Annotated in this window: 16 protein-coding genes and 2 pseudogenes; 2 read left to right on the forward strand and 16 right to left on the reverse strand. The window is 37.7% G+C overall.

Annotation, left to right across the window (positions count from 1 at the left end; all coding sequences use genetic code 11):
- Nucleotides 1-29: 29 nt before the first annotated feature.
- From istB to NSS95_RS12620, 3 genes are all read right to left on the reverse strand, one after another.
- Entirely contained in the window at nt 30-800 is a 771-nt protein-coding gene (istB, locus tag NSS95_RS12610) for an IS21-like element helper ATPase IstB (RefSeq protein ID WP_035191190.1), read from the reverse strand.
- On the reverse strand, nt 784-2,379 hold the full coding sequence (gene istA / locus NSS95_RS12615; RefSeq protein WP_407067035.1) for an IS21 family transposase: 1,596 nt from the start codon (nt 2,377-2,379) through the stop codon (nt 784-786). The genes istB and istA overlap by 17 nt, the downstream gene beginning before the upstream one ends.
- 949 nt (nt 2,380-3,328) lie before the next feature.
- The gene (locus NSS95_RS12620) at nt 3,329-4,288 is read right to left on the reverse strand and encodes a LacI family DNA-binding transcriptional regulator (protein ID WP_061577576.1); all 960 of its coding nucleotides are present in this window, start codon (nt 4,286-4,288) and stop codon (nt 3,329-3,331) included.
- Nucleotides 4,289-4,615: 327 nt separating this feature from the next.
- Between NSS95_RS12620 and NSS95_RS12625 the strand changes: the two genes are divergently transcribed.
- The gene (locus NSS95_RS12625; protein ID WP_041848315.1) at nt 4,616-5,185 is read left to right on the forward strand and encodes a Uma2 family endonuclease; all 570 of its coding nucleotides are present in this window, start codon (nt 4,616-4,618) and stop codon (nt 5,183-5,185) included.
- A 93-nt stretch (nt 5,186-5,278) separates the two neighbouring features.
- Here NSS95_RS12625 and NSS95_RS12630 read toward each other — a convergent pair whose 3' ends face one another.
- The 8 genes from NSS95_RS12630 to NSS95_RS12665 all read right to left on the reverse strand — a co-directional run bounded on the left by NSS95_RS12630 (nt 5,279) and on the right by NSS95_RS12665 (nt 11,500).
- Entirely contained in the window at nt 5,279-5,692 is a 414-nt protein-coding gene (locus NSS95_RS12630; protein WP_041903402.1) for a hypothetical protein, read from the reverse strand.
- Nucleotides 5,693-5,899: 207 nt separating this feature from the next.
- Nucleotides 5,900-7,135, reverse strand: a complete 1,236-nt coding sequence (locus tag NSS95_RS12635) for a replicative DNA helicase (RefSeq protein ID WP_064505188.1) — start codon at nt 7,133-7,135, stop codon at nt 5,900-5,902.
- Between the two features lie 176 nt (nt 7,136-7,311).
- Nucleotides 7,312-7,887, reverse strand: coding sequence for an ExeA family protein (locus NSS95_RS12640; protein WP_340713929.1), 576 nt, complete (start codon nt 7,885-7,887; stop codon nt 7,312-7,314).
- Nucleotides 7,888-7,902: 15 nt separating this feature from the next.
- Complete coding sequence (locus NSS95_RS12645) at nt 7,903-8,112, reverse strand: hypothetical protein (protein WP_340713930.1); 210 nt, start codon at nt 8,110-8,112, stop codon at nt 7,903-7,905.
- Complete coding sequence (locus NSS95_RS12650) at nt 8,105-9,457, reverse strand: DDE-type integrase/transposase/recombinase (RefSeq protein ID WP_265114904.1); 1,353 nt, start codon at nt 9,455-9,457, stop codon at nt 8,105-8,107. Before NSS95_RS12650 ends, NSS95_RS12645 begins: the two co-directional genes overlap by 8 nt.
- Nucleotides 9,458-9,499: 42 nt before the next feature.
- On the reverse strand, nt 9,500-10,018 hold the full coding sequence (locus NSS95_RS12655; protein ID WP_340703907.1) for a DUF6431 domain-containing protein: 519 nt from the start codon (nt 10,016-10,018) through the stop codon (nt 9,500-9,502).
- A 271-nt stretch (nt 10,019-10,289) separates the two neighbouring features.
- Entirely contained in the window at nt 10,290-10,649 is a 360-nt protein-coding gene (locus NSS95_RS12660; RefSeq protein WP_340714054.1) for a DnaD domain-containing protein, read from the reverse strand.
- Between the two features lie 2 nt (nt 10,650-10,651).
- Entirely contained in the window at nt 10,652-11,500 is an 849-nt protein-coding gene (locus NSS95_RS12665; protein WP_340713931.1) for a hypothetical protein, read from the reverse strand.
- A gap of 453 nt (nt 11,501-11,953) precedes the next feature.
- On the opposite strand from NSS95_RS12665, the pseudogene NSS95_RS12670 reads away from it, so the two are divergent.
- Nucleotides 11,954-12,297: pseudogene (locus NSS95_RS12670) on the forward strand (IS66 family transposase); the annotation flags it as partial.
- A 280-nt stretch (nt 12,298-12,577) separates the two neighbouring features.
- Here NSS95_RS12670 and NSS95_RS12675 read toward each other — a convergent pair.
- From NSS95_RS12675 to NSS95_RS12690, 5 genes and pseudogenes are all read right to left on the reverse strand, one after another.
- Nucleotides 12,578-13,003 (reverse strand): NUDIX domain-containing protein, encoded by a 426-nt coding sequence (locus NSS95_RS12675; RefSeq protein ID WP_061575799.1) that lies wholly within the window; start codon nt 13,001-13,003, stop codon nt 12,578-12,580.
- A gap of 39 nt (nt 13,004-13,042) precedes the next feature.
- A pseudogene (locus tag NSS95_RS17005) lies at nt 13,043-13,132 on the reverse strand (ATP-binding protein); the annotation flags it as partial.
- Between the two features lie 64 nt (nt 13,133-13,196).
- On the reverse strand, nt 13,197-14,096 hold the full coding sequence (locus tag NSS95_RS12680) for a hypothetical protein (RefSeq protein ID WP_328229432.1): 900 nt from the start codon (nt 14,094-14,096) through the stop codon (nt 13,197-13,199).
- 290 nt (nt 14,097-14,386) lie between these two features.
- A complete protein-coding gene (locus tag NSS95_RS12685; RefSeq protein ID WP_315958682.1) occupies nt 14,387-14,725 on the reverse strand; it encodes a hypothetical protein in 339 nt (112 codons plus the stop codon).
- A gap of 79 nt (nt 14,726-14,804) precedes the next feature.
- Nucleotides 14,805-16,022, reverse strand: a complete 1,218-nt coding sequence (locus tag NSS95_RS12690; protein ID WP_081105668.1) for an MFS transporter — start codon at nt 16,020-16,022, stop codon at nt 14,805-14,807.
- Nucleotides 16,023-16,433: the final 411 nt, after the last annotated feature.

Here is a 16,433-nt window from a genome sequence, read left to right on the forward strand (position 1 = left end):
GTCAAGTAAAATTGAACACTTTTTGCTAATTAATTTTGAACACTTTTTTTCATAAAAATGGATGATCGATGTTTCATGCGATAGCTGTCATCGTTCCTAAAATGGATGACTTCTGCTCGGTGTAATAATCTGTCCAAAATAGCTGTCGTAATACCTGGATCCCCCAATAGTTCACCCCATTCATTTGGGCCCTTATTAGAAGTTAGAATGACAGAAGCATTGTCATACAAGTCGTTAATTAAATGGAAAAACAAATTTGCCTCCCGTGAATCCATGGCCATGAACATCAAGTCATCAATGATGACCAGGTTTGAATCCCGGATGCGCTTCATTCTTGTTTGTGATTTTCGGGTAACATCTTCCGTCTTCAATGTTTGGATAAGCTGCCCCATGGAGATAAAAGAAACTTTGTAGCCCTGATGAATTGCCTCTATCCCTAATCCCGTTGCCAAATGTGTTTTTCCTACTCCAGGCGGTCCCAGAATAATTAAATTAAAAAGCTGATCAAGCCATGTGAATTCTTTTAACTGATTGATCTGTCTCCTACTTAGCGATTGTTGCTCGTCTACTTGGAATGCATCTATTGTCTTGTAAAACGGAAACGTTGCCCATTTTAATCGTTTTTCAATCAATTTCTCATCACGGCGTTCCAACTCATAGCTAGTCAGATGTTCCAGAAAAGTGCGGTATGTCCAATCTTGTGATTCAGCTTCTTGAATCAGAGATGGCAAATGATTTGCCGTCTCTGATAATCGCAATGTTCGAAGCTGCTGCTGAAGTTGTTCAAGTGACTGTGTCATACTTTGTTGCTCCTTTCAACACATCCAAATATTGTGCTAATTCCCGGTTCTCCGGCTGTGTATCCAGAAGTGAAGGTTCTATGCCATGCAATGCCTTAATCTCCTCTTCTGCCCGTTTAAATTCCTCTTTTTGTTGCTGCTGTCGCTGAATGAATGCCAGTACGTCACTATATTCACTCGCACTGTATATCCCACGTTTGATGCATTCGCACAATGCTTCATCCCTAGTTCTTTGATCAGAAGCTTTAGACATCTTTAAAACGATTCCCAGCTGATCCCGAACATAACGTGGATATCTGTGATGAATTTCTTCCAGAAAAGCTTTAGCCCTTTCTTCATCTGTAAAATACGAAGATACAGTGGAAATATACGCAGCTATCCCTTTAGTACGATCTCGTGTGTGCTGCCTATCTTGTATAAGTTTTCCTCTCTCGAATAAAATGATATGGTTGGCAATAACTGGCCCATCTGTTTGTTCACGTATTACCAGACGATTCTCAGCTGTTATTTCAATATAGACATCTTTATCTTTTTGATAGGTTCCGAGAGGAACCGAATAGCGATTGGATTGATAGACGATCGTATTGTCCTTACGCACTGTTCTTGTTATACTAGAATTAATACTTGTAGTAGTAATTTCTTTGATAACCGGTTTGAGGTGTTGCTTTTCCAATGTAAACACTTCAACTGGCCTTTTTTTTGTTGTATTATGCACTTTTCGGTTCCCAGTCCTCTCCAGCCAGGATATGCAGCTTTCATTCCATTGATCAATATTTTGAAAGATGCGGTGTTTGGCGAAATTGCCCTTCACATAACCAACGACATTCTCAATTCGCCCTTTGCTTTCCGGGTCAGCTTTTCTGCAGAAATAGACCTTCAATTTTCTCGCTTCCCGATAAGACTGAAATTCCTTTGTCAGAATTAAATCTCCCGCATTCTCGTTTACCATGAGCAGGGCATCCTGATCATATACCAGTTCATCGGTCATCCCTCCAAAGTATTGGAAAGCGTGCTCATGCATGCGAATCATATCTTTTGTCGTAAAAGGCCTGTCCAGCCATTCAACATACTTATATCTAGAATGCGATAACACAAAGCTTATAAAATACAATTTTACACATTTACCTTGAGGCGTTTTCTGATTGGTTTTCCCGAAGTCTACCTGAGCTTGTTGCCCCATTGGCGGGTCAGGTATCGCTTGATAAACCCGTTGATGTGTTTCTTTTGGTATGGCATATTTTTCACGAAGTTCTTTGACATAACTACGTACCGTACTTTCCCCAACAATTAGTTTAGGGTAGTGCTCCATCAACCAATCATGGATCTGTGCCGAAGACACATCTGGGTTTTCACTCAGCCAAGTATGAATAATCATTTCATAAGCATCGAGCTTCTTAGTTCGAGTCTTTGTTGAGGCCTCCCACAAAGCCATTTCTTCCGGAGACTTTTCCAGATATTTATATACTGTGGTTCTTGATATACCAAGCTTTCTGGCTATTCTTCTTATCTTAAATCCTTGTTCTTTTAATTGCTTGATCTTCATGTACATTTCCCATTTGTCCACCTTTACTTCCTCCATAACAATATAAATCAAACTATATTATTATATCGTATCGAGGGAATTATTATCAGGGGAATAGCGTCGATGTATTTGATAGGTGTTGCCCCTCCCCGGGGCAACACCTATCAAATGCAAAATACCTGTCCCCATATCTCAGTAAAAGTGTTCATTTTTATCTAGCAGGAATGGTCTACTTTAGTTTAGCATTCACATCAATACACAAATGGCAATCAAAAATAACATGAAATTCTTTTTTATAGTATAAGAAAGTATAAAAATACAGGTAAATAACTCGGGATCAGTTTTATTGTCTAGCTCCGAGCGCCAGCGACTGAGAAACTAACTCCCCTTTAATGTGCTCCTGCGCCATAGCCTATTCGAGGAAGCGGATGTTCAGCTCGTCGCAAAGCTTCATGAAGTATATCAAGGAAGATTACTCATGAAGTTCACTCTAGGAGTAGCTTCACTACGATAAGTCAACATCGGCTCGTCCCTCGCCGTGTTTCCTTTTCCTTAGAAAAAGCTACTCGCTTTTTCTTCGTGCGATGCTTATTCAAGGAAGATTATTCAGAGTCCTCGAAAATGCATTCGCTTTTTCTTCGTTCAATGTCTATTCGAGGAAGCAAATCTGTTCTCATTGCGGGGAGGTCGGGCCACAGGACGTGGTCAGACATGCGTTGCAACAGGACGTTGCCGCTTTTAGCCGGCCAGTTTGTACGTCGCTAAGCGGGCGCTCTGCGCTTTTCTTATCATAATTACCCTCAAAAAACTCTTTATTTAATATACGATTCACTGCTTGATAGGGTTTCATCTTTTTTAGCAATCTCCCTTGTTACTCATGTGGATCGAATGGAAAGCTACTCTTAACCCTGCTCTTGTCCGGTAAGTAATTTCTTACATTTTTTCCAATGCACCCCAACTGTCCCTCAGTCCCTTTTCTCTCCATTAGTATTTAGTCTTCAACAAGTTATACAGTTCCTCTCTCTATTAGTTTGACGATGATTTCCTTACTGGATATTTCTTCATCTATTGCTTGGAGAAAGAGGTTTTTCCCCATTTCCATTAACGGAATTTCAATGGTGGTTATGTTCATCATTTCGGCAATCGGTTCATTATTAAAGCCGATAATTGCTAAATCATCCGGGATCGATATTTTCCTTTTTTGACAACTGATGACAATTCCCGCAGCAACCTGATCGCTGGTTACCAACAATGCTGTCGGAGGATCCATCATCGTGGTTAATTTTTCAATAACTTTTTCTCCATCCCCAAAATATATACACTGATCAATGATATATTCCGGGCGATATGGCAAATGATATTTTTCATGAAACTCTCGATAGGCAAGTTCTCTCATATGACTATTTGTCCCTGATGTTCGACCGATGCAATAACCAATTTTTCGATGACCTTTTTCGTACAAAAATGCTAATGCTTTATGAAAAACGGTATAATGATTGACAAAGGTTGTTGAAAATTTCCTGCTTTTTATATCCTCACATAAAACAATTGGACCAAATTGTAGATGATCTTCAATGATTGACAAATCGGTTGCTCTGGAACAAATAATTAGCGCATCAATCTGTTTTTGCTTTAACATTTGCAGGGCTTCTATTTCCCTTTCCTCCCGATAGTCCGTTTGAAATAAGACGATCTTATAATTTTTTTTGATTGCCTGATTTGTTATTCCTTTTAGCACTAAAGAGAAATAAGGATGTTCAAAATATGGGAGAACAACACCAATTAAGTTTGTTTTCCCTTTAATCAAATGAACGGCATTTATATTTTTTTGATAATTTGTCATTCGAATCGCATGGATTACAGCTTTTCTTTTTGCTTCACTAACATAAGGATGATTATTTAACACCCGGGATACAGTTGTAACTGACACCCCAGCCATTTTTGCCACATCTTTAATATTTGTCATTTCACCATTCACCTTATAAAAATTTTTCAATAAAGAAAAAGATTATTATTAGTCTCATTTTAATTTATGAAATGGGTTTCATGTCAATTTTTGCCTGATTTGATTTTCTTTGATTATTTTTTCTTGCTCTGAAATGGATTTCATAAAATAAACTATTGTCAAAGGGGAATCTAACCTCTTACGACAAAAGTTGAGCTATCGGCGTAACGGTTCGTCCGGCGTAACGATAAATTCAACTTTTGTCTCCAAGTAATATTAACATAATGATGTATAATGTTTTGTGCTATGATAAAATATCGTTAAGGAAAAGTTGAAAGGGATGATTGTATGGCCATTCCGAGCGAAAAAAAGAAATATTCATATGCCGATTATTTAACGTGGAATGAAGGTGAACGGATTGAATTAATTGATGGGGAAATTTTCAATATGTCTCCTGCTCCTTCACGCAGGCATCAACAGGTACTCAGAGAGTTAGCTACAGCTTTTTCAGTTTTCCTGAGAGGAAAGGAATGTGAAGTATTTTTCGCTCCTTTCGACGTCCGACTTTTGGCGGATAACAAACGAGACGATGAGATCAATAATGTTGTTCAACCCGATTTATCCATTGTTTGCAATAAGGAAAAACTGGATGACAAGGGGTGTAAAGGTGCTCCGGATATGATAATCGAAATCCTCTCACCTTCATCTGTTAAGTTAGACCGTTGGAAGAAATATCAACTTTACGAAAAAGCAGGTGTAAACGAATACTGGCTTGTTGACCCGGTTAACAATTCTGTAGAAGTATATCTTTTAATTGATAACCAATACAAATTTCAGGGAGTCTATACAAAAGAAGATACCGTTTCTGTTCATCTTTTTCCCGATTTTAAATTAGACCTAAATCAAGTGTTTGAATAGATAAGTTCAATATTACGATATTAATATTTGCGAGCCTCTCATTATGGAGAAGCTCCCTTATGTGATTGGGCCGATGAATCTGAACCTTCACCTTTACCCAAACGAAATGAAGGTAGGAAAGTGATTATATGTTCTTTTTAGCTCTCGAAAGGTCATGACTTTGTTTCCTACAATTATTTCTGTATCAAGCGGGCAATAATCAAGTTCGAGCGGTGCTTTTCGAAATGTTCTTTTAAATAAATTGATTGCATCTTGCTCATTTGCCGCAAAAATATAAACAACGCCACCACCATCCACCTTCAGTTCAAAGACGTAAATTTTTCGGAAACCGAGCGGGTTTTTTCGAATCAATTCCGCCACTTTATCTTGGTCTGCCTGATTGAAATCGAGCTTTGAAACATCGTCTTCCAGTGAAATTTTATTTTCCGAGAGTAGGTGCTGAATGTAGTAGACGAGAATATGTTCTTCATAATAAAGACAATCCATATAAAATTCTTTCAGTGTCATTCATTATCACCTCATCACTTTTATTCGTTGGATTAAGTTCTGCCCGCTGTTGGTCCGAGGGTGGGGCGAGGGGGAGATTGGTCATGTCCCCGAAGAATGGGCTCAGGTTAGTCGAGGATTCGCCCCCATGACCGAACTGGGCTGTGGGACCTTGTCACCTTGACCTTGTCCGGCCTCACTATAAGACGAGAAAACCGTCCCCTAGCCTCACCTTGACTCGATTTTGCCGGTGTGTTCGTTGTATTTTACGATTACGGTTCCGACCGGGCCGTTGCGGTTTTTGGCAATGATAAGTTCGAGCGAGTTATCGGTAATCTCTCTGTCATAATACTTCTCCCTGTACAGGAAAATGATTACATCAGCATCCTGTTCAATGCTTCCTGACTCCCTGATATCAGACATAAGCGGTCGTTTATTGCTTCTCGTTTCCACGCTCCTGTTCAGTCGGGCTAAACAAATGACCGGTATATGAAAATCCTTTGCCATTTTCTTTAAACCTTGTGAGATTTCTGATACTTGCTGATGCGTATTGCCAAAGTACGGGTTAATCGGCCGAATCAATGTTAAATAGTCGATAAAGACAACCGGTTTCCGATCCGGATATTCATACATCAATTTTCTGATTTGTGCCCTCATTTCAGGAATCGTTTGTCCAGATTCATCAAATATAATCATGTTCGTTTCATCAAGATTTGCGATAATGGTCGTCCATTTTTCTTTTTGCTTCGGTTTTAAAAACTTATAAGGATTCCGCATTTTAACTCGATTAATATTTCCGGTAGAGGCTACCAATCTGGAAATAATCAGTTTTTCAGGCATCTCCAATGAAAAAAGAATCGGTAAATACCCGGCCCAACCTGTTTCTTTTGCAAAATGAAGCATCACGTCGGTTTTCCCCATGGAAGGTCGGGCAGCTAGAATCGTGACTTCTCCTTCTTGAAAACCCCCTGTTATGTCATCCAATGCTTGTATACCGGTCGTTATTCCTGTCGTATCTTCTTTTTCCTCCCAAGGTGCTTCGTAAATCGCTGCTAATCCTTCAGAGATGGTCGTGCCATTTTTCAGTTTTAGGTTTTCGATTTTTTCCAACTCGTCTATAACTCTGGCACTCTCCCATTTTTCAAAGGTTGCCTTGGTCAAAATCATTTGCGTTTGCTGTTCCTTCCATGCGTCCAAAATTAATTCTTCTACCTCATCAAATTTTTCAAGATCACAAAAGGCATTGAGCTCGTTTAAGTAACTGATACCGCCATAGATTTCTAAGTCCGGAAGCATGGATAAGGCGATTAAGTTAAAATACTTGCCAGCGGAATGAAGCTCCACCATTTTTGAATACAATTGTTTGTGACGTAAATCTTGAAGATGATCTGGCCGAATAACCGTGTCATTAATTAAAGGATTTTCCTGCATCAAACAACCTAGAAACACTTTCTCATGCATCATAATCCACTCACCTCCAAAGGGGCAGGTTGTTACTGACGACCCAAAACGGCAGGAAATTGACGGTGTTATTTGTCCAAAAATTGACGGAATTGTTGTCAATTAAGGGGGGAAGCCAGTTTGCGCTTTATTGTAGCTTCCCCTATGAGTTTAATACTTAAATTTAAATCATTGTCATTTCACGAAAGTTCCCCTTCAATCACACGTTTTACCATATGATCGTCAATGATTCGATGCCTGTTTTGTGCTCCGTAAAGTAGACAGTGGGTACAAATCTTGTTGATGATCCTTGCGGCTCCCCCGGAAAAACGATGGATTTCATCTAAAGCTACATCTGTGAAGATTTGCTCATTTACTCCCGAATATTGTAAATGCATGGCAATATATTCTGCAGATTGAGCTCTGTCGTAATGCCCCAGTTTGAATTGAATATCAATCCTTTGGCGGATTGCTGTGAAGGATTGGAGGCGCAGGCGGTCCCATAATTCACTTTGTCCGACAAGAATCAGGCTCATAGGGCTTTGGGCATCCATTTTGAAGTTCAGCAGGAATCTGACTTCCTCCAACATTTCCCGATCAAGAAGATGGGCCTCGTCCACGACCACTACCGGCTGAACACCATGAATTCCTCTCATAAGCTCAATTTCCCGATGAAGCTGCCGTTTTGCATCGCCTCTATAAAATTTAGACTCGCACCCGAGTTGTTCCAACAACCCTTTGTAAAAATGTCGAGGCGTTAATTTGGAATCAGACAAGTACAGTACTTTATATTATCCATCATCAAGCCGGTCAACAAATTTACGGATAGTCGTCGTTTTCCCAGTCCCACAATCGCCTGTTAAAACCGCGAATAACTGCCTTTCAGCCGTATATTTTAACCGCCCCAGTATTTCCTGCATCATAGGAGAATCATAAAGCTTTTCAGTCGGAATATCCCGTGAAAAAGGCGTATGAGTCATACCGTAGAAGACTTCAAACATTCTCACCGTCCTCCTTCCATACAGCCCGGAAGGAGACGGCTGGTGTTTGTTCCATCTGTCGTTCCTGATACTTTTGTTCCGCAGCTTTTAATAATCTTGATGAATCGGCTTTCTGTGGCTGAAGATGATCAGGAAGGGGTGGCCTTTTCCCTGATCTTTCACCAATTTCAAGTTTATGAGCTTTCCATGGCGAATAGCCTTCAAACTCAATGGTGAGTTCCTCCAGATCCGCAGGATCATAGATAACTTCGACTTTCTGCCCAATAAATGCCAGGCCTACTTCGTATTTTTGATCCATGAAACTGATACAGCCGGATTTATCTACCTTGCGTGTTTCGCAATGCAGGAATGCATCCGCCAATGTATCTGGCTCAATGAAACGAAGTGCTTTTCTGTCACTTCTAAATGCCGATCTTGGGCTTATTTTTTCCCCAAGCGCAGAATGCGGCTTCTCCTGATAACACTCTGTCAGCCAGACTTGAAACAGTTCATTTAACCGTTCTAATGTCTTCGGCTTTTCTAGTGAGACTTCCCCCAGAAAAGAATCAATGAGCCGGTTGAATTTTTCAACCTTGCCTTTGCTTTCTGGCGAAAATGGCTTCGCGTAAACCAGCCGGGTTCCAAGTTTTGAACAGGTTCTCCCCATCCATTTCGTCCTGTATTGTTTGCCATTATCAAAGTAAACGGCTTCGGGAGCACCATATTTTTGCACTGCTTGTCGAAAAGCATCCTCCACAATCCGGGAATCAAGTGTCGGATAAAATTCACCGTGTAAAACATACCTCGTCGCATCATCAATAATGGCGACCAAGTATACCTGCTTCTTGGCACCATTTGGGCCAATCGGTAAATACGGGCCATATTTGATATCAGACTGCCAAAGCTGATTCCGATGTCTTTTTTGAAACCTTCTGGCTGCCACTCCTGATTGCGAATAAAGCCTCATCTGCCTGGAACTGTATCCTCTCTCTGATAGCTTTTCCTGAAGGGTTGAACGTTTGATTTGCCCGGGTTCTGCAAGACCTTCCCATTCAAGTATCTGTATGATTTGTGAAACACTTCGGCTGGGGGCCTCTCTTCTAAGCAGAATGGCCTGTTCTATGATATGTGGCGGGACTGCCTCAGGCTTGGTTTGGGACTGCTTTCCTTTGGGCTTCAATCCTGAAAATCCTTCTTTTCGAAACTGCGTTAAATAACGCCTGATAGTCCTTTCAGAAAGGCCGGAGGCCTTACAAATTTGTTCCTTTAATTCCTTCGCTTTTCCGGCATCCAATCCATCCGCCAATAATGGAGAAATGAGTTGAAACCTTTGGGCTGCCATTTCATCTGCTTTCTTGTGATCCATTCATGATAGACTCCTTTCCTATTTATCTACCATGAGTGTAAATCAACCCCCGCCGGACAAGAATGCAGAACGGGTATGTACCCATAAATAAAAATTTACAACGGGTCGGACAACACGCGCCAGCCATCCGGAGGCATTGCCCACCAATCGCCCTAATCTTTGGAGTGCGGTCCCCGAAGTTTCGGGCAAAACTTTCAGGTCGTCCCCATCTTGTTTGGTCTGATGTTTAATGGAAACAAGGCAATGGATCCAGTATTCTACATAAAAATAAAACCAGTCTTTCCAACGATAAAGTGTTGATTCATCTGCCGGAATATCATGATTGGAACGATTAGTCAAAACCGTTTCAATACATTCCGATTTATATCTTTTATAAGGCACCAGAAATTCTGGAAGTTCGTGATGAATCTTTCCGCATTGTTCACATTGTAAACGTCTGATATTATAAATATGCTTCTTTCCAGATCTATCAATGGCTTTTCGATCTCTTGTCCCAATAACCTTCATATGTTTACCACAACAAGGGGAAGGTACTTTTTCCGCACCCCTAACCAAAAACACCAAGTTGAGTATTTTCAATTAGCTTATAATCTGATACAATAACCATAATCGTTATTTTTGGTGGGACATTCCCCGTATAGCTGATGGTACAGTTATACATCATGGGGGATGTCCTTTTCCTTTCTCAAGAATAAATACGAGGACATTATACTCGTCAAATTCCGGACAGGCAATACCGTCAACTTTCGGTTATTTTTGGATGTCACAAACAGCAGGTCCCTTGTCCCATTTTTAGTCAATGTTGTTAAGGTAGGCTGCGGGACCTGTCTATCTATTCGTCTTCTCCGGCATCCATGTCGAGAATAAAGTTTCTTGGAATATCCCGTTCCATTCGGGGTTTTTGTTTTGCGCTCTTGTCCAGTCGTTCCCGATATTTCTTTTGTGCGGCACGAACCTCATTGATGGTTTGATAGCCTTTATCCACCCACCGGCGAAGAATTCCTTCCACGTAACTCCAATTTTTATTCCCGCTTTCGACAGCTATTTTCATCGCTTCTAAAACAAGTTCTTGGGACAAATCCTCACACCACGCTTGTATTTTTTCAAAAAGATACCCACTGATGGTTCCAAACCCGTTTTGTTCGAAAAATGTAAATGGGTTTTGTTCTTCTGCGCGCGCGTGCGTAACTATTACTACGCTTTTTTCTCTGGGGTAGTCTCTGAAGTAGTCTCTGGTATTGCTTTGGTTATGTTTGTTCGTGCTAGTGCCAAGCTTGCACCCAGGTACTGACCGGCTTGCTCACCCGATGTGGTCAAGTTGGAATTATTTTGGTCGTTGTGTTTAGTCAATTTGGTCACCGTTTGGTCAGTGTGATTGGTTAAATTGGTGCCAGTTTGATTTGTCGGATTGCCGAAGTTAGCACCATTTTGGTTCGTGGGCTTGCTTAAGTTGGTATCTGATTGGTTTGTCCGTTTGCTTAAGTTGATATCCGATTGGTTCGTCGATTTGCTTACATTTGCATTCGTTTGTTCATCCTTGCCTATATTAGGTTTGTTTTGGTCAGTCAGATTGGTCTGTGTTTGGCGGTGTGATTCCTTGCTTAAATTGGTTGCATTTTGACTGTACGACGCATCCATGTGCTTTCCGTTGTTTCGCTGCGTTTGGTCGCTTGTATCAGTCCGCTTGTTACAGAGGTTGGAAAGTTGCGCATCCTCATCCATCAGCGACTCCAAGTACTCGTAATTAATTCGATACCATTTGGTTTTGTCCATCTTAAAACGATTGTAATTTCCGGAAATGATTAAGCCTTCCCTTTCAAGCTTCCCAATAATTCTCCGGATTGTACTCGTTGACCAAAAAGGAAACTGCCTGTGCCAATCCTCGTATGTGTTATACACCCATTGATATCCATCATACGTATGCTTGCTATCTGCTGGCCAGTAGTGAAGTTGTTGGATAAACAGCGCCTGATTCAGTCCAATCTTTTTCGCTAATGTCGGTAGAACTAAAATTGGACTTTCATTGATTAATAGCTTGCTCATTTTCGACTCCCCCTTGTAATTATCCTTTTATTAGTGTTATAGATTCCTTTTTGCAAAATGAACATAAGATTGTCAAAAATTTTTTGATAGGGAGGGAACAGCTCCATTGACTCATTTTAGAATATCCCGAGAAAAGTAAAACGGCACCTCCCCTTAGCACATTAAGTATTAGCGTGTAAAAGGACAGTGCAAAAATAAAAGGGAGCTCATGAAAAACAAGCTCCCACAAAAAATCTTAATCAGCAAATACTAGACATTTTTGACCTTTCATTAGAGGCCACTGAAAAACTGTATGTGTAAAATTTTACTCGAAGGGCAAGATGAGTGGAAAAAAATGGGAAGACGCTCTATCATTTAAATGTACGCTAGTAGGCGAATACATTTAGAAAGAGGTCTTCCTATGGATATTATATCAATAATTGCTAGATTGTTAAAGGATACAAAAAGGTCTTAAATGCGCTCGCTAAAGCAGCTGAATACACGCTAAATCGAGCGAATGGACTAAAAGCATTCTTGGATGATGGACGAATAGAAATTGATAACAATCCCGCTGAGAATGCCATCCGTCCGAATGTAATTGGTCGAAAAAATTGGTTATTTTCCGTAAGTGAAGCTGGTGCGAAAGCAAACGCAATCTGTCTAAGTATCGCAGAAACAGCTAAAGCGAATGGAGTAGATTTCTACCAGTATCTAGTGAAGTTACTGAGAGACCTACCAAATTTATTCATAGAAACCCAGAAATTATAAACAACTATTTGCCTTGGTCAAAAACGATCCAAGCAGAATGTGTAAAATAACCGTAAATCTGATTAAAAAATCATGGTTTTACGGTTATTTGTAGTACGTACCGTGAAGGTACGTTTATTTTTTTATTTCGGGCTTACCTTAATTACAACGTTCATAATGAGAAATTTCGTTTCGTTGAAATTGAAGAATTTTAAATCATCGTTTGCATTAATATCCAGAAAAAATCTGCACATAGAGCAGATATGTAAGAGTTTATTCATCCTGCCTTTGTTGTGGTGAAGGCTCCCTGTGTAAATATTTCCTTTCGGCATCTCTAATTTCTCATTTTTACTAAAAATAGTTCAATATTTCACGCGACGCAAAGTTTTCTATTTTCTGCAACTCTTCCTTGCTCCACCACTTTAACTCTATAAATGTATCTTTCTCATTTTTAGTCATATTTTCGATAGACAATATTGTGTCAGATTGAATAGCAATTTTATAATAAATCTCACGACTTATAAAAGGACCCTTTTTCCCTTCAATTAATACATCCATTTCAAATATTGGTTTGTCATGAATATCAACAACAATGCCAAGTTCTTCGTTTAATTCTCTTTTTAATGCTTCTACTGGAGTTTCATTCTCCTTAACACCACCGCCCGGAGTTACCCATAACACTTTGTTTCCTACAACATCTTTAAATTCAAACTTTTGAAGAAGAATTTTATTAAATTCATTCACTATCACCGCTCTAGAACATTTGCGTATTCTCATTGAATTTCTCCTCTGGCTTTAAATTTTCCCTTGATCTTCTTAATCCAATTGTGCAAACCGGTTCAACATCGCTGTCACTAACAATGAATCCCCTAAAAAATTCTCCCATTCCCCAAAGCTTTTGTTGAAAGTAAGGGATGTAAATTTATGTTAGCGAATTTACTCATCTACATTAAAATAGTTAATGTTATGTTTAAAAATATTTTATACATTTTTCCATTGCATCAAGCGTCCACTCTAAATACCATTTTAATTGATCATGACCAGATACATAAAACTTCTCAATTGTATCTTCTTTTGGCACAAAGGTGATGAATACCATATTTCTTAGATTATTAACCTCTTCATTCAATAAATTTTCTTCTTTCAAATACTTCTTTAATTTTACTGGATTAATAATAAAATCCCCGCGTTTATCTCTACATAAGTAACAGGCAGAAGATACTATATCAAATAAATGTGGTCTAACTGAAAGTGAATCCCAATCAATTAAATTGATTCGATCTTTGATAAATAAGATGTTTGTATTCTGGTACTCTCCATGTGATACTGACTTCCTCATTATGTCATAGTCATTTTTATTAAAATCTAAAGAATCATAAATATCCATAATTCTTTTCTTGTATTGAGCATCAACTTCCCCGAAATAATGATTAATGAGGTTAAATGTTTTTTTAATCATATCATCCGGATTTTGATACCATTTACGAACGCTGAAATTATCATGAAATTCAATTTCGCCCACTTCCGGTGTTATTTCAAGGAAAGTCTCGAGATAACTTCTCGCCAACATTAAATGCGAAAGGTTTGAATGTTGAAATTCTTCACCTTCCCTGTAAGTTGTCATTAACCAAAAACAACTGTCATAATACGTGAAAATTCTGTCATATTTATTCAATACAATATGATTTATCCATCCTTTTTTAATAAGACTACTAAATAATACTTCATTAATTACAATTTCACTAGGTACTCTTTTTAAAATATATTTTTCATTAATTAAGAGAACTGGATAGGTAATATTACTATTTAATACACGATATTTTTGTAGTTTTATTTGATATAAATCCATTACAGGTAATAATTTCATCATAGAAAGCCGTCCCCCTATATTCTTTTTCGGATGGTGTTGCAAATTTTCTATTGTTTGTTCAATTAATTATTAAACTTCTAAGTAATATAAATTTCTTAAACTATATTTCAATTCTTCAAGTGATTTTTGATCTGATTCATTTAAAACAAATCCACTAAACCTGTTATAAATTCCAATCATTAAGAAGTTCTTTTTATTATCATTTCTCGATTTATTGACCGAAATCCTGTAACCATTCTTTTCTGGTTTTAAATCTGGTAGTTGGAATGAATAGTCTATGTTTTGATTTTCTATAAGAATTGGGGCCTTAATAAACTCAGAACTATTAGTCTCCTTAATGTTGATATTCTGTTTAATTCAGTGTTTAAAATTATAGATGCATCCGTTTTAAGTTTATGGTTTACTTTCGAACTAGGAAGTATTGCTTCTAACTCTTTTAAAGAAAGTATTTCTTTATCTGATACTGGAAAACGTTTTAACTCTAAAGAATTTTTTATAGAATCATCAAAAGGTCGCACCTTTTGATCCACGTATTCTTCAAATGCAAAGTAATATAATCCTTTATTTTTTTCTTTTATTAACCCCTCACTATTTAAATACTCATTCTTAAAATGGTGTACTACTTTCAAATCAAAAATTCCTTCGTAAGCATTAGCTTTTTTTCAAAAAAATTATTATCTAAATATTTAACTATTTTATCGAGGAAGACTAGCTCACTATACACTTTTCATCACTTCTTTCCTTATACTTTATTTTAATAATAAAACAAAGTGATAATGTAATTAATTGAATAAATAGTGTAGATATTATTAAACCTAATTTCAAAACAACCCAACCGTATACCAAAGCAATTATAGGAGGAGGAATCCTTAGAGCCATTGATCTAAAGCTACTTATTTTTCCTATAAATTTTATATCAGTATCTCTTTGCATTATTGTATTGACAAAAATTAATGTCAAACTAGAAAAGACTCCCGAGAGAAAAAAGAATAAAGACCCTAAGAACAGGTTTTTGAAGCAAGTGGCCAAAAAAACAAATGTGCAATAAAAAGTGATGTAATAAAATATTATAGATGAATCTTTGGATTTTTTTTTCAACTTAGGAGCAAAAAAAGCACCCAAAATTGAACCGATCGCAAGAGCTGTATTAAATACTCCTAAACCAAGAGAATCATACTCAGTTTTATCAGCAAGTATCGTCATTATTATACTTAATGGCGCCACTGAAAAATTAATAATAATAATATACCAAAGCGATTGTTTTAGGGTATTCGGAGCAGTTTTTAAATATTTCAAAGAATCTATAAAATGGTGAGAAATTTTTTTTGAAACAAGAGCTTGTTTTTCGTATGGAATTTCCGAAAGAAATAGTAATATTGCAGATATTAAAAAAGACAAGGCGTTAATTATAAATGAATTTACTATACCTAAGGTTTCTACCAAGATTCCACCCAACATTAGTCCAAATAATCTTGAGAAATTTCTAGAAAATTGAAACCAACTATTTGCATTGATAAGATCTTCCTTCCTAACAATTTGTTTGATAGTCGTTTGAAAACTTGGATCAAAAAAAGAAGAGAAAACAGATAAAAAAAACACAGTTATGTAAAGTAAAATTAGCTTACTATTGAACCCGAAAGACCAAAAAATAATCAAAAATAGTAATAATAAAAATCGTGCTATATCAGAGTATATCATTATTTTTTTTGTACTATATGTATCTGCTAAGACTCCCGAATAAAACGAAAAGATTATGATTGGTAAAAGTTGTGCCAAGGTTACTATTCCTAGTGCAATCGGTGACTGGGTAAACGAATAAACTCCCCATAGTACAGCTATAGACATAATTGAGTCTCCTATCCCTGATAATAAGGAAGCTGACCATATAAAAGCAAAATTTCGATTAAAAATAATTTGTTGTTTCATAAATGTACACCTCTATAATAGAGTGAGAGTGTTTGCCAGCATGAAAAAAACATAAAATATGGTTTTAACTGTTTTTAAAGATCAATTGTTTTTAAATGTAAGATTAGAGAAGCAACAGTGGCAACCACTATTGCTTCTCTTTAAACTATTATGCTAATATTTTTAATGGAGTTAGTGAGATTGTTACTGAACCTTTTTGACCAATAACATCACTGTATGGATAAGGATCATCACTTGAAACAATCCCCCGAACTTGAACAGAAATTTCTTTATCTAATATTTCTCGAGTAGCTTCTGCTCTCCATTTAAGTTCGATCGTTTCGCCTGGTGCAAGGATATTTTTTATCAGTTATTAAGGACATTAAGAACTTTAGAAAGATACACTAATCAATGTATCTTTGGCTTTATCAG

Source organism: Weizmannia sp. FSL K6-3076 (genome assembly GCF_038007245.1).
Classification (GTDB): Bacteria; Bacillota; Bacilli; order Bacillales; family Bacillaceae_C; genus Weizmannia; species Weizmannia faecalis.

Excerpts from the sequence above, each read along its gene's own strand:
- istB (WP_035191190.1), bottom strand. The coding sequence starts at position 800 with ATGACACAGTCACTTGAACAACTTCAGCAGCAGCTTCGAACATTGCGA.
- istA (WP_407067035.1), bottom strand. The coding sequence starts at position 2,379 with ATGGAGGAAGTAAAGGTGGACAAATGGGAAATGTACATGAAGATCAAG.
- NSS95_RS12620 (WP_061577576.1), bottom strand. The coding sequence starts at position 4,288 with ATGACAAATATTAAAGATGTGGCAAAAATGGCTGGGGTGTCAGTTACA.
- NSS95_RS12625 (WP_041848315.1), top strand. The coding sequence starts at position 4,616 with ATGGCCATTCCGAGCGAAAAAAAGAAATATTCATATGCCGATTATTTA.
- NSS95_RS12630 (WP_041903402.1), bottom strand. The coding sequence starts at position 5,692 with ATGACACTGAAAGAATTTTATATGGATTGTCTTTATTATGAAGAACAT.
- NSS95_RS12635 (WP_064505188.1), bottom strand. The coding sequence starts at position 7,135 with ATGATGCATGAGAAAGTGTTTCTAGGTTGTTTGATGCAGGAAAATCCT.
- NSS95_RS12645 (WP_340713930.1), bottom strand. The coding sequence starts at position 8,112 with ATGTTTGAAGTCTTCTACGGTATGACTCATACGCCTTTTTCACGGGAT.
- NSS95_RS12650 (WP_265114904.1), bottom strand. The coding sequence starts at position 9,457 with ATGGATCACAAGAAAGCAGATGAAATGGCAGCCCAAAGGTTTCAACTC.
- NSS95_RS12665 (WP_340713931.1), bottom strand. The coding sequence starts at position 11,500 with ATGAGCAAGCTATTAATCAATGAAAGTCCAATTTTAGTTCTACCGACA.
- NSS95_RS12675 (WP_061575799.1), bottom strand. The coding sequence starts at position 13,003 with ATGAGAATACGCAAATGTTCTAGAGCGGTGATAGTGAATGAATTTAAT.
- NSS95_RS12680 (WP_328229432.1), bottom strand. The coding sequence starts at position 14,096 with ATGATGAAATTATTACCTGTAATGGATTTATATCAAATAAAACTACAA.
- NSS95_RS12690 (WP_081105668.1), bottom strand. The coding sequence starts at position 16,022 with ATGAAACAACAAATTATTTTTAATCGAAATTTTGCTTTTATATGGTCA.